The organism is Paenibacillus sp. JGP012 (assembly GCF_014203995.1).
Taxonomy (GTDB): Bacteria; Bacillota; Bacilli; order Paenibacillales; family Paenibacillaceae; genus Paenibacillus; species Paenibacillus silvae.
The window spans coordinates 1-13,907 of record NZ_JACHKG010000001.1 but is presented as its reverse complement, the minus strand read 5'-3'; the positions used below and the strand labels follow the sequence as shown (position 1 = coordinate 13,907).

The 13,907-nt window shown below is 47.8% G+C and carries 9 protein-coding genes; 2 read left to right on the top strand and 7 right to left on the bottom strand.

Going from position 1 to position 13,907, the window contains the following annotated elements; genetic code table 11:
- Positions 1 to 93: 93 nt before the first annotated feature.
- The gene (locus HNR77_RS00045; protein ID WP_184179423.1) at positions 94 to 1,434 is read right to left on the bottom strand and encodes an MFS transporter; all 1,341 of its coding nucleotides are present in this window, start codon (positions 1,432 to 1,434) and stop codon (positions 94 to 96) included.
- Between the two features lie 257 nt (positions 1,435 to 1,691).
- On the opposite strand from HNR77_RS00045, the gene yhbH reads away from it, so the two are divergent.
- Together yhbH and HNR77_RS00035 are read left to right on the top strand one after the other, a co-directional pair.
- Positions 1,692 to 2,858, top strand: a complete 1,167-nt coding sequence (gene yhbH, locus HNR77_RS00040) for a sporulation protein YhbH (protein WP_145403047.1) — start codon at positions 1,692 to 1,694, stop codon at positions 2,856 to 2,858.
- Positions 2,855 to 4,291 carry a SpoVR family protein gene (locus HNR77_RS00035; protein WP_145403048.1) on the top strand — a complete coding sequence of 479 codons (1,437 nt, stop codon included), beginning with the start codon at positions 2,855 to 2,857 and terminating at the stop codon, positions 4,289 to 4,291. Before yhbH ends, HNR77_RS00035 begins: the two co-directional genes overlap by 4 nt.
- Before the next feature lie 225 nt (positions 4,292 to 4,516).
- Here the strand turns inward: HNR77_RS00035 and HNR77_RS00030 are convergent, their stop codons facing one another.
- From HNR77_RS00030 to HNR77_RS00005, 6 genes are all read right to left on the bottom strand, one after another.
- Positions 4,517 to 4,702 carry a hypothetical protein gene (locus tag HNR77_RS00030; protein ID WP_184179420.1) on the bottom strand — a complete coding sequence of 62 codons (186 nt, stop codon included), beginning with the start codon at positions 4,700 to 4,702 and terminating at the stop codon, positions 4,517 to 4,519.
- A gap of 3 nt (positions 4,703 to 4,705) precedes the next feature.
- Entirely contained in the window at positions 4,706 to 4,939 is a 234-nt protein-coding gene (locus tag HNR77_RS00025) for a hypothetical protein (protein WP_184179417.1), read from the bottom strand.
- 169 nt (positions 4,940 to 5,108) lie between these two features.
- The gene (locus HNR77_RS00020) at positions 5,109 to 7,592 is read right to left on the bottom strand and encodes a bifunctional diguanylate cyclase/phosphodiesterase (protein ID WP_184179414.1); all 2,484 of its coding nucleotides are present in this window, start codon (positions 7,590 to 7,592) and stop codon (positions 5,109 to 5,111) included.
- Positions 7,593 to 7,886: 294 nt separating this feature from the next.
- Positions 7,887 to 11,147 (bottom strand): endo-1,4-beta-xylanase, encoded by a 3,261-nt coding sequence (locus HNR77_RS00015; RefSeq protein WP_184179411.1) that lies wholly within the window; start codon positions 11,145 to 11,147, stop codon positions 7,887 to 7,889.
- 376 nt (positions 11,148 to 11,523) lie between these two features.
- Complete coding sequence (locus HNR77_RS00010; protein WP_184179408.1) at positions 11,524 to 12,555, bottom strand: LacI family DNA-binding transcriptional regulator; 1,032 nt, start codon at positions 12,553 to 12,555, stop codon at positions 11,524 to 11,526.
- Between the two features lie 136 nt (positions 12,556 to 12,691).
- Positions 12,692 to 13,693 (bottom strand): globin-coupled sensor protein, encoded by a 1,002-nt coding sequence (locus HNR77_RS00005; RefSeq protein WP_184179405.1) that lies wholly within the window; start codon positions 13,691 to 13,693, stop codon positions 12,692 to 12,694.
- Between the last annotated feature and the right edge of the window lie 214 nt (positions 13,694 to 13,907).

Genomic DNA, 13,907 nt, shown 5'->3' with positions numbered 1-13,907 from the left:
TATGTGCGCATGCCAAAAGGCCCCGGACCTCTGTTCTGTCAGGAGCAGTGTCTGGAGCCTTGATAAAACTTCAGCGAACAATCCGGACTGCATTTAATGAGTAAATGGCACACCTGTCGCATTCCCCGCTATATTCATGCCTCGGATGCGTTCCTGTTCCTCCTGATCAGCTAACCCGGCGTCCTGTATCCCTCTCTGCACATTCACCATCAACAGCATGACAATGCCTGCTGCAAAAAAGAAAATCAGTGACAGAATACCCCAGCGCGTGGAGCCCGTAATCTGTCCAACATAACCGAATACGAACGGACCAAAGATCGAAGCGAATTTGCCTGTTATATTAACGAATCCAAAATACTCTCCCGTGCGACCAGCCGGCATCAGGTTGCTAAACAGAGAACGAGCGGTCGATTGACTTATCCCCTGCACCACCCCAACGAGCCCGGCGAGAATATAGAAATGCAGCGCTTGGTTCATAAAATATCCAAGAACGACAATACAGATATATACGCTTAAACTTACAATCAACACCCGCTTCGCTCCCCACCGCTGAGCCCATGCACCAAGCAGCAGTGTACACGGAAAACCGATGAACTGTGTAAGCAGCAGCGCCAGCATCAGGTCACTTGTACCTATGCCAATGCTTGTGCCGTAGATGGTTGCCATGAGAATAATGGTGTTAATGCCATCATTGAAAAACCAGAATGCCACCAGCATGCGAAGCAGCTGCGGAAAACGCCGAATCTGACCAAAGGTTTGACGCAAGCGCCGTACGCCCACCTTGGCATATCCCGTCCACGATGCAGGCAGCTCAGGAGATGCTGGTCGTCTCGGTGCATGGCGGAAAATGGGGATGGAAAACAGCAGCCACCATAACGCAACCGAAACAAATGCAAGTCTCGTGCCAGCCAGTGTATCCGGCAACCCGAACCAGCCTGGCTGCTGAATCATCAGCAGATTGATGGCGAGCAGCAGCCCACCGCCAATATAACCATAGGCATACCCTTTGGAAGACACCATATCCCTTCGTTCTGCCGGGACAAGATCGGGCAGCATGGCATCATAGAACGTATTGCCACCGGCGAAACCAATCGTGGATAACACCAGCAGTGCAGAGGCAAGCAGCCAATCCCCTTCTCCGATTACACTGAAACCTAATGTGGCGACAACTCCAGTGATCGTAAAGACACGCAGAAAGTTGCCTTTTCGTCCAGACAGATCAGCCAGCGTTCCCAATAAAGGCGTTAATAGTGCCACACACAGCATTCCGATCGAATGTGTGTAGGCAAGGTAGGAAGCTGCAGTATCCTTATCGACTGTCGCCACTGCTACAGAAGCATAGAATACAGGCAGCACTGCTGCCAGTACCGTTGTTGCATAAGCCGAATTGGCCCAGTCATACATAATCCAGGCTTTTACCGCACGTTTATCCACACATAATCCTTCCTTTACACGCATCAAAATTCGATGCTCAGAATCAGTCTATTTCCTCTATTGTAAAGGAAAGACATCACATCGGATCATGATTTTTGTAAAATTTCGGCATGTACCGTTGATCAGCGTGTCGTAAAGCGATTCCGGCATATTTCATTCATTTTAGTTGAGTCCGCATCACATATCGTCCCTGCCCGTGAATATACTTAATTACCGACAGGCCAAACTGTGCCGCGTAATCAATGGGGGGTGCCTACATGTCAAATTCACACCAGCCTTACTCGTTCGTCGTATCCCGGGAAGATTGGTCGCTTCACCGCAAAGGGTACCAGGACCAGCAGCGCCATCAGCAAAAGGTGAAAGATGTCATTAAGCAGAATCTGCCTGATCTGATTACTGAGGAAAATATTATCATGTCCGATGGACAACAAATCATCAAGGTACCAATCCGCAGTCTGGATGAGTACCGTTTTGTGTATAACTACCAGAAGCAAAAACATGTCGGTCAAGGGGACGGGGACAGCCAGGTTGGCGATGTCATCGGTCGTGACCCTGCGTCTCAAAAGCCCGGCAAGGGCGAAAAGGCTGGCGATCAGCCTGGCCATGACATTGTTGAAGCCGAGGTCAGCATCGAGGAACTGGAAGACATTCTGTTTGCCGAGCTGGAGCTGCCGGACCTGAAACAGAAAGATAAAGATCTGATCGAGACACATACCGTCGTTTTCAACGATATTCGCAAAAAAGGCATGCAGTCCAACATCGACAAGAAACGTACGATACTGGAGAACCTGCGCCGCAACGCAACCACGGGCAATCCGGGCATTCACCATATCAGTCCGGACGATCTTCGTTACAAAACATGGGAAGACAAAATTATCCCTCAGTCCAATGCGGTCATTATTGCCATGATGGATACCTCCGGGTCGATGGGGTCATTTGAAAAATATTGCGCCCGCAGCTTTTTCTTCTGGATGACCCGTTTCCTGCGTCGTCAGTACGAGAAAGTTGAGATCGTGTTTCTGGCCCACCATACCGAAGCCAAGGAAGTGACCGAAGAGGAATTTTTCACTCGCGGCGAAAGCGGCGGCACGATCTGCTCCTCTGTATACATGAAAGCACTGGATATTATCGATAAGCGTTACCCGCCTTCCAGCTATAACATCTACCCGTTCCATTTCTCGGACGGCGATAATTTGACCTCGGATAATGAGAGATGTGTGAAGCTGATCGGAGAGCTGATGAAGCGCAGCAACATGTTCGGGTACGGTGAGGTGAACCAGTACAACCGCAGCAGCACACTGATGTCCGCCTATCGCCATATCAAGATCGATCAGTTTATGTATTACGTCATCAAGGAAAAAGGTGAAGTGTATAAAGCGCTTCGCAGCTTTTTTCAAAAAAGAGAAGGAGGCAGCCTGGGATGACCGATGAAATCCGCGAACTGGAATACGCCATTGCCGAAATTATGGAGATTGCCGATGGATTCGGCCTCGACTATTACCCGATGCGCTACGAGATCTGCCCGTCGGATATCATCTACACCTTTGGTGCGTACGGCATGCCAACGAGGTTCAGCCACTGGAGCTTTGGCAAAACCTTTCACAAGATGAAGATGCAGTACGATTTTGGTCTTAGCAAAATTTATGAGCTCGTGATCAACTCCAACCCTTGTTACGCCTTTCTGCTCGATGGCAACTCCTTGATCCAGAACAAGCTGATTGTAGCCCACGTGCTGGCTCACTGCGACTTTTTCAAAAACAATGCCCGCTTCTCCAAGTCCAACCGCAATATGGTCGAAAGCATGGCCGCCACGGCAGACCGCATCAGCAACTATGAGATGGAGTACGGTACAGAGGCCGTAGAATCCTTCATCGATGCCGTTCTCGCCATTCAGGAGCATGTAGACCCGCAGCTCATCAAACCGCGACACCTGGATAAACAGCGGTACATGGAGATGAAAATCCGTGAGCAGCGTGGGGAGAAAACACCCAAACCGGAAGGTCAGTATGACGACCTGTGGTCACTCGACCAGCTGCAGGTTGAAGAAAAACCTGCTGACAGCGTACAGGTGCATCATTTCCCGCCGGAGCCCGAGAAGGATATTATGTGGTTTATTCAGGAGTTCTCCGAGGTGCTCACCGATTGGCAGCGGGACATTATGAGTATGATGCGCGAGGAAATGCTCTACTTCTGGCCGCAGATGGAAACCAAAATCATGAACGAAGGCTGGGCTTCGTACTGGCATCAGCGTATTATACGCGAGCTCGACCTGAGCAGTGAGGATACGATCGAATTTGCCAAGCTGAATTCTTCTGTCGTGCAGCCATCCAAGCAGAGCCTCAATCCATATTATCTGGGACTGAAAATCTTCGAGGACATCGAACGCCGCTGGGACCACCCTACGCGTGAGGAGCAAGAACGCTGGGGCCGACAGCCGGGTCAAGGCCGGGCCAAAATGTTCGAGGTACGCGAGTTCGACTCGGACACCTCCTTCATCCGCAACTACATGACCAAGAAGTTAACAGAAGACCTGGATCTCTACGTGTTCGAGAAAAAAGGCCCGGACTGGAAGATTACCGACAAGTCCTGGGAGAACATCCGCGACCAGCTTGTATTCTCCCGCATTAACGGCGGTTCGCCGTATCTGGTCGTACAGGACGCAGACTATCTGCGTACTGGCGAGCTGGTGCTGAAACACCAGTATGAAGGCATTGAGCTGGACCTGAAATACATGGAGCGTACGCTTCCGTATCTGTACCGCCTCTGGGGGCGCACGGTGCACGTCGAGACCCGTGTGGAGGAAAAACCGATCTGGTTCACCTATGACGGCAAAAAGCACCATCGCAAGTTTTTGTGAGTATTGAAGTTAAGCTTACTTGAGCATTAGTGTTAATATTACGGTAACACAAAAGCGGCAAGTCCCTGCTGAAAATCGGGAACTTGCCGCTTAGTATGTTATATCATCTTTTTTGCATAGCTTCTTCTGTGATTAAAATCGATATTTACGATCCATTGCACTATGTTTAAATGAAGTGATCACATATCGTTCACCTTTGTCCAACACTTTGTAAGATACAACGTATCAATCCACGATACAGTAATAGGTATTGCGGTACTCACGGGACGGCATTAATGTGCCCATAGTGACTATCTTCTGTTCCACACGGCGAATCAGATTCATTTTATATTCCATCGTTTCCTGATCTGTAAAATGTTCACTCTTAATCTGACGAAGTCGGTTCATCGCCGTTGCGGTCCATTGAACCATCAATTACAGCTCACCACGCTTCACCTGTTCAATCAAATCATCTGTTGAATACAGCTTGCCCTGCTCGATGTCTTTCTCAGATGCTTCAATCATTTGTCGTATTTCCGGATCGGAATCCAGCTCATCCACCGGGTTATACACTTCATATTCCAAGCCGGCAATTCGAATGAATTCCTTATGATCTTTCTCATAGGATTCAATGACGGTGCCATCAGGAGCCTTCAGACTAAAGTTCATCCCTTGCAACCTCCTTTGAACATATAACAAAACCTTTGATCAAAATCTTATTGATTATTATAGCACAACAACAATACAGGCACTCTAACATGTACCCCAACTTTATATTAAATTTACGGAACGAATAAGCGGCAAATCTCTAATTAACGAGATTTGCCGCTTTTCTATGTTATAAAGAATGAAGTGCCTCATTACTATTTCCCAGCATTCGAAGCGGTACAAAGAAACTGTGCTCTACTTCGCTTGCTGGTAACGGGCGACTGAAATAATATCCCTGAATTTCTCTGCAATCATTTTGCATCAGGATGTCCAGCTGTCCTTTGGTCTCAATCCCCTCAGCAATGACCTCCATCTTGAGGTTCTGAGCCATGGAGATAATCGTAGCCACGATCGCCTGATCGCTATGGCTTTCCGTAATGTCGGTAACAAAGGAGCGATCAATCTTGAGCTTGTGAATCGGGAAATGTTTCAGATAACTCAGGGAGCTGTACCCCGTACCGAAATCATCCAGACTGATCTTCACACCGAGGGCAGTAAGCTCGTTGAGAATTGCCGTTGATACGGTAGCATCCATCATCATGCTCTCCGTAATTTCCAGCTCCAGATACTGGGCCTCCAGCCCCGTCTCGATCAATGCATTTTTGACCTGCTCCACCAGGTTCGACTGGTGAAACTGCTGACTGGACAAGTTCACAGATACCGGTATGAGCGGCCCGCCGCTTGAATGCCACAGCTTCATCTGTCTGCAGGCTTCCCTCAGCGTCCAGTTACCAATATCATAGATCAGCCCCGTCTCCTCGGCGAGCGGGATAAATACATTCGGTGCAAGCAGCCCTTTCATTGGATGCTGCCAGCGAATCAAAGCCTCGACTCCAATCATTCGGCTGTCATGAGTTCGAATCTGAGGTTGATAGTACAGCAACATCTCGTTTCGCTCCAGCGCTTTCCGAAGATACCCTTCCAGCTCAATCCGCTCATACAGTTCCGAGTCGAGCTGGGCTGTGTAGAACTGATAACCGTTCTTGCCATTTTTCTTCACTTCATACATCGCAGAGTCTGCATGTTTGATCAGCGCATCCGTTCCTGCCCCGTGCTCAGGATACATCGCAATCCCAATGCTTGCAGTAACATAAAAATCATTTTCCTTCAAACGATACGGCTGCTGGATCGATTTAACAACTTCTTCGGCAAGCCGAATAATCTCTTGCTCGTTCGCCTGCTCTCCTGTAACCACCATCGTAAATTCATCCCCGCCCATACGGGCCAGCGTAACATTGGACATCGCCTGAGGATGAGATGCTTCAATGGTGCTTACAATCCGGTCGCTAACTTCTTTGAGAAACACGTCTCCGATGGAATGACCCAGAGAATCGTTAATCATCTTGAAGCGGTCAATATCCATTACCATAACAGCGAATCTGGCTTGCTTTTCTCCGCAAACGTGAATCGTCTTAGCCAGTACCTCATCCAATTTACGCCGATTAGGCAGCCCTGTAAGTGGATCATGCAGAGCCTGATGACGAATGTTTTCCTGAGCCTGCGTTTCCTCGGTAATATCTTTAATCAGAATGTGGCTGCCCACATGGGAATCATCAATAATGACTGGAATGACTGCAATACTCAAGTCGAGCAGTTCATTTTGTGTATTTCTCATTTTCGCCGTATAGTGCTTCTGTTCCATATCCCGACTATCCCATTCGTACATGTTATCACTACTCGTACACTCTATCTCAATTTGCTCTACAATCTGATGAACCGGGCGATCAATCACCTTTCTCTCAGAGTAGCCTGTGATTGTGCTTACCGCTGCATTCATCCCTTTAATGATACCTTCTCTGTCCACCGAAATGATGGCATCTGAATGATTATGGTACAGCGCCTGATACCACTGCTCGTTCTCACGAATACGCTGATCCTTCTGGGACATCCGTTGATTGATAAAGTTTCCGAACAACGTAAGCCCGATCGCAATAATGGTGCCCGCAGCAATCAAATATGCAAGTACCTCCGACTCAATCTGTCGGGTCAACGTATCAGGAATTACCGTGCTTTGATGAAAATGAGCTGCTGCCATCCCGGTATAATGCATGCCTGTAATGCCCACACCCATGATGAGTCCGCTGCCAATTTTGTAGACCCAGTCATGCTTTGAATCGCGGCGGTTAAAATAAAACATGAGCCATAGCGCCGCAAAAGAAGCCACAGCTGCAATGACAGCCGATAAAACCACAAGCAGCGGCTTGTATGTCACCGGTGTAGACATTGCTGCCATCCCCACATAATGCATAGAGGTAATGCCAGTGGTCATGAGCAGCCCTGCAATAACCAGCCTGCTTATTTTATTAGACTTCCGTCCAGCAAAATCAAGCGCGACTCCCGATGCAGCAATAGCAAGCAGCACGGATAAAATAACTTTATCCGTCGAATACGAAACGTGCATAGGCAGCACAAACGCAAGCATGCCCACAAAATGCATGGACCAGATGCCCAGTCCCATAGAGATGGCACCGCAAGCAATCCACCAGTGACGCGCCCTTCCGCTCGTCATGGATACACGGCCTGCAAGATCAAGTGCTGCATAAGAGGCTAACGAAGCAATGATATAGGATAAAATAACAAGTTGTAGATTGTACGTTCCATGTATGTGCTCCACTCACTCTGTCCTTTCAGCCGGGCAATACCTCATATGTATGTTAAATGTAAAAAAGAAGCGAGTGCGCTGTCCGGATGACAGGCACTCCCTCCGCATCATTTGACTTTGCGACCAGCGACTTAGTCTTAAACCGATGGCATACATCTGAAACCCGCTTATGTTGAATGTCTATAGTCTAAACGTCCCAGCCCTGAAAATCAACACTTATTTCCAGAAGCAGAGCCTGTTTATCCCTCATTTACGGTGTCTCAGCCTAGTCTTAACAACCCTTTTCAGAGCTTGAACACAACAATGCTATTTCTTCATCAGCAGCAAACTGCCGAAACCGGATGTATCCCTGTATGAATTGCCCGATGGGTCACTCCACATGAAAACGCTGCTGCGTTTTCCGTCTCCTGCACCATCATCATTCACCTGCAGATCGAAACCAATCCATTTGCTTTCCTTGGCACGAACATTTTCCAGTGGAATCGCCGCTTCAACAACATATCCTTCCTTCGTCAGACGGGCAGCTGATTTGAACAGCTCTTTGCGCGGGCTGCCGCCAAAGGAAGTTTCATTGTTGAAATTGACACGGTACTGGGCATCGTCGTCCTCATAACTGCTCGACTGATTTTTGTTCAGATCAATAAACAGCTCAATGGAATCCTGCTCATGTGCATTGGCGCTTTTTTTGCTAAGCAGCGGGTCTTTGACTTCAGCCCATACATAAAGATACTTTTCATCCCACAGCAGCTTTGCCTTCGCCTTGGCACCGGAATTGCCTTCTACCTTGACGTCTGTTGCAATTGTCACGGCTTTCTTCCACAGTTTATCTTCCTTGCCATCCACCGTTGGTGTTCCGTACGTGACTTTAGCTTGTTTCAAGTCAGAGCCTAACTTGAGCTTGCCCCGATTCTCCGCTTTCTGCGGCTGTTGATTGTTCGTGTCATTCCATACCACAATCGAGGTTTTGCCATTAGGCTGTTTATCTGTAATTCGGAAATCGAGAGACAGTACCTTGCCTGCGGCCAGGTCAGCAGAGGATAACGGCAGGGATGCATAGACAACATATCCCGACTTGTTTTCCTTCACCTGATACAGCTTCTCATCCTTGCCTTTCCCGCCATCCCGGTTAAAGATGTATTGACCGTCCTTCGGTGTGCTGTTTTTCTTGCCGGCGGTCGTATCCTCCGGGCTTACAAAAACCTCAACCTGATCACCTTTAAGACGTGTAGCATCCTTCACTTCAATGCGCAGATTCAGTTTTTTTCCATCCCATAACGTTTTTACTTCTCCAGTTGTGCCTGAAGCCCCTTCGACAACATGAGAGAATGGCAGAGCTCTGACTGCTCCCCAGAGAACATCCTCCTGTCCTTTACGATCAGGCAAGGATACCTTCGCTTGGGATGCCGTCCACTCGTTTCGATATACGGGTAACGTTGAAGGATCAACCAGTGCCCAGTAAGCCGGTTTGGCTTTCAGCTTGCGATCAAACAGCAGTGGTGCATCTTTTCTGCCTTTGACAGGGAAATCATCCAGCCATGTGCCGTCATCCGCAAGTCCCCATAACGTTACACTATCCATTATACCGCGATCATCAAACTCCTTGAACAGATCAAACAGTGCACGATAACGATATGCCTGCTCAAGCATCATCTCGTCTGTGACCGGTTTTTCCTGCTCGGAGTTCCCGGAATAGATGGACATATCCAGCTCCGTCACTTGAATGTGAACCCCCAGAGCCGCAGCACGGTTAAATGCCTCACGGATTTGTTTCAGGTCTGGCCCATACATGGATACATGCATTTGGAAACCAATGGCATCAATCGGTGTGCCTTTCGCCAGCAGCTTCTCCACAAGTTTAACCATGTCATTCATCTTGCTGACGCTGCCTTCAATGCCATAATCATTGATGACCAATACCGCATCCGGATCAGCCTCTCGTGCATAACGGAAAGCCAGTTCAATGTAGTCACTGTCATCCCCGTCGCCGTCCACATCACCGATGATATCACGCCATTTCGAACCGCTTGCCTGATTACGCAGACCGCCACCGTCCGAGATGACTTCATTGACTACATCCCATGTGTGTACTTTACCTTTGTAACGGCTCACAATCGTTTGAATATGTGTTTTCATGCGCTGCAGCAGCTGTTCACGCGTCGCTGGTTTCGATGGATCATTTGGATCGGTGAAGAACCAATCCGGCACCTGGCTGTGCCAGAGCAGCGTATGACCTCTCACCTGCATGTTGTTCGCTGCAGCAAAGTTGACAAGCTTATCCGCCTCAGACCAGACAAAGTTGCCCTCTGTAGGCTGCATTGCATCCATTTTCATGAAGTTCCCTGCCGTAATGCTTTTGAAATGTTTCGTCAGCAGTTCAGAGTGCGGGTCTTTAGGGTCCAGTGCCGTCTGATCAATGGCAGCCCCAAGCGCATACGACGTACCTAGCGTCTTGGCCAAGTCCGGAATATTTTTCTCGATAGCAATCGCTTCGGTAGCAGTAATCTGTACATCATCAATATAAAAAGGAATCGTATCTGTTTCCGTCACTTCGGAAGACTGCTTCCACGGTGTTTCGGCATACATGCGCAAGCCGCTGATGCCTGTGCTTTCAGCTGGCACAATAATGTCTGCTTCAATTTTCTTCCACTGGCCTTTGTTCAGCGTTGTGGAGGCAAACGTAGCATATTCCAGGTTAGCTGTGTCACGATTGAACTCCTTCTCCAGGGAACCGTTAATGACCTGTGTTGCAGGTCCTTCATCATACATCGCCCAGAAGGAGATATGAACCGTGCTTCCCTTTTGCAGAGAAGGCAGAACCTCTACAAGCGGTCCATGATAAGTCTCGCTGCGGGAGGAGGTTTTCAAGCTGCGGTTGCTGTTATGTCCGATGCCGCTGACAACCTCCAGCTTCTCCGTACCCCGGGCACGCCAGTTCCCGACATTTCCATCTTCAAAATCGGCCTTGAACAGCGCTTGGCCTGGTTCTCCCGGCTCACCCGGATTCTCTGGCGCAGGTTTAACGAGACGAATCTGGAATTCGTCCAGCAGGTAAGCAGCCTTTGCATCTGTGCTTTCCAGATAAAGAACCAGGTTGCTGCCTTGCTCATAGCTGTACTGACCTTGGAGCTTCACCCATTTCTGATCCGTCACTTGCTCAGCTGCGTTGACCTGATCATATTGTGTATCCCCATTACCATCCTGGCGCTCCACAGTAAATTTCAGATCAGCCGGAGCTGAGCCAGGTACCAGTTTCACGTAACCGGAGATTTCCACAACTTCATTCTTATGGACGACATCGCTCAAGGATAACGAAGGACCATTCCAAGCCTCTGTACGGCCCGTTGTTTGCAGGGACTGTTTGCCTTGATACGCCTGATCAGCTGTCACTTCGACTTTTACTCCACCTCGGGCTGTCCAGCCTTGCGTTGTACCATCTTCAAACGAATGAGATAACAGAATATCCCCCGCATTCGCTGCACTTGCCTTCCATTCTCCTGCTCCGAGACCTGGCAGCAAGCTAACCATCAAAACCGCTGCCAAGCATAACCTCAACCATTTTCCCCGCACGTAAACTCCTCCTTATGAATTTCTTCATCCATCCTGTAACGCGGTCAAACTTCAGGCTTTTCACGACACACTTCTGCATGCATGGATATCCTCTGCTGCCTTATTCTCTGGCAACCAGTAACACGATTGCACGGATGTGGGATCAGGAACATTCAATGCACGGTCCTTAACCTCCTCAAGTGAGCCCGATAATGCCCTGGGGAACCTGCCCTTAACAAAAGTAAGCGATTACATAATTAAATTTATGCCATTGTGCATTTTACTGTAAATATGGAAATTTAGTGTCCTTCCCCCTCTTTTTATATTTCTGATTACCTTTGATGTGTCTATATAACGAAAAACCGACTTGTCTGCCTCAAAAAAAAAAAGCACAGCCTCATGGCTGTGCAGGTACTTCAGAATACATTTCATTCACAGGTGCTGTCGTTTGACGAACAATCAAATGCGAAGGCTCCGTAACCACTGGCGGTGTGTAAGATGGATTTTCAATCATAGCAATCAGATATTCGATCGCCCGAATGCCGATCGTATAAATGTTCTGATTCACCGTTGTTAAACTTGGTTTGAACACTTCTGCGTAATACGTATTATCAAAGCCAACGACTGATATATCCTCCGGCACACGAAAACCATGCTTCTCAATCTCGTGAATAGCTCCAAAGGCAGACATATCAGATGCACAGATCATACCTGTAGGCTGTTCGCGAAGAGCCAATAAACGCCGTGCTGCCTTCGCACCACCATCAAAGGAATAGTCACATACCTCGAGATATATCGTTGCATACGGAATACCACATAAACGAAGTCCTTCCTTGTACCCATCCAGACGCAGATTAGCTACAGCAGGTCCCAGCGTGCCTGAAATGTAAGCAATTTTACGATGCCCCAGCTCATAGAGATGTTTGACCGCCATGGCAACCCCGTTAACATTGTCCGTTGTGATGTATCCTGCACGTTTGCCAAACAAATCTGTGTCAATAAACATGGTTGGAATCTCGGCTGTAACCAGTTCCTGAATACTTGTATTTTCCCGGCCTTCCCCGAAAACAACAACACCATCCACGTTTCGGCTGCGGCAATGCTTAATAAATGAATATGTAGGATCATCAAATCTTGTAGATAAGCGAACGAGATCATAACCGCTGTTTTCCAAGGCTGTTTTGATACCTTCAAGTAATTCGGCAACAAACGGATTCGTAAACGGAACGGTAAGCAGCACACCAACTGTCCATGAACGGCGCTTAACCAGTCCACGCGCGACCACATTGGGTTGATATTTCAATAATTCGATGGCTGAATTCACTTTTTTACGTGTTTTTTCGCTAACATCCGGGTAGTCATTTATTACTTTGGAAACGGTTGCAACGGATACGCCCGCTTCTTTGGCCACATCATGGATAGAAGCCATCTAATCACCTCAACCTCTTCATAAATCGCCTGTCTTCGGCTATATTATCTATACCATTGGCAGGTTTGTCTACTCATTATAGCTTATTACATGCCGAAACGGTAATCGATGCGACATGAATCTCTGCGAATCCATGTTACTGCTCCAATTTTTTCAGATCCAGCGCCAGCTTCTCCATCGTTGTCGCAAATACGGCAAGTTCGGATGAACGTGAAGCCTGGCTTCTTGCGCCCTTGGACGTACGCTCGGACTCCAGCTGCACACTGCTCAGTTTTCTCATAATCTCCTGCAGATTGGCCTGAATTTTACCTTGTGCCTCACGGGAACTGGCGGCCAGTTTGCGGACCTCGCTTGCGACCACTTCAAATCCGCGACCGAATTCTCCTGCGTGCGCTGCTTCAATCGCAGCGTTCAAACCGACAAGATGACTTTGATCCGAAATCTCACGAATCAGCTCGCCCATTTTGCCTATTTGATGAATCTCTCCCGTCAGTTCCTCCAGAAGTGTATGTGCCTGCTCCTGAGATACTGCCGTTTCATTTGCTACACTCGAGATGGACATTGCATTTTCGTTCAATTCACTGATCATGCCCGTAAGCTGTTGGGTAATCTGCGTAATCGCCAGCAGTGTATTATTCTGATCTGCAGCGAGCTGGTGAAGCTTCTCTTTCTCTTTTTTTTCATATGCTTCAAGCACCAGCTGTGAATCCAGATTAAACATTTTGCTTAATGCCTGTACAACCAGATGCCATGAATCCGGAATAACCTGCTGAAATATACTTGTTGCAATGTCCAAATAAACCATATATGTACCCAGATAATAATCTTCAGATAAACCGATTCGGGAATGAACCAATCCGATTGCAATACGCTGCTCAATATAAGCATCGTCCACAATGCCGTCTGTCATGGATAACCAGTACATTCGCTGCGTTTCCTTCAACCGGTCGATATTAGAGAAGCGTGCAATCAGTTCCATCAGTTCCGGGTAATTGCCTACATGATTGTAGAAATGATCCACCACTTCCTCAACCACCTTCTCAAAGACAGGCCGATGGTCCGCAAGCAGCTTCAAATCCCTTGCACCTAAACCCATATAATCCAATTGCTTCTGCCTATCTGCTGAAATGCTCCCCATATCTGATTAGATCAACTCCTTGTCATTTTTTTATTCCTAATTGTAAATATGTTAATTGATTATAGACTAAAATACCTAAATATTCATATACCATAAGAACTAATTCACTTGGAAACTATCACGCGTGTTGAATATCTAATTTATGTAAATTTATTTTGCTGAAACACCGAACTTAAAAAATGTTCATGTTGCATCACCAGTCGCCATTCGGCGG

Bases quoted from the DNA above. Each gene is read 5' to 3' on its own strand.
- HNR77_RS00025 (WP_184179417.1), bottom strand. From the start codon at position 4,939: ATGAACTTTAGTCTGAAGGCTCCTGATGGCACCGTCATTGAATCCTAT.
- yhbH (WP_145403047.1), top strand. From the start codon at position 1,692: ATGTCAAATTCACACCAGCCTTACTCGTTCGTCGTATCCCGGGAAGAT.
- HNR77_RS00010 (WP_184179408.1), bottom strand. From the start codon at position 12,555: ATGGCTTCTATCCATGATGTGGCCAAAGAAGCGGGCGTATCCGTTGCA.
- HNR77_RS00030 (WP_184179420.1), bottom strand. From the start codon at position 4,702: ATGGTTCAATGGACCGCAACGGCGATGAACCGACTTCGTCAGATTAAG.
- HNR77_RS00005 (WP_184179405.1), bottom strand. From the start codon at position 13,693: ATGGGGAGCATTTCAGCAGATAGGCAGAAGCAATTGGATTATATGGGT.
- HNR77_RS00035 (WP_145403048.1), top strand. From the start codon at position 2,855: ATGACCGATGAAATCCGCGAACTGGAATACGCCATTGCCGAAATTATG.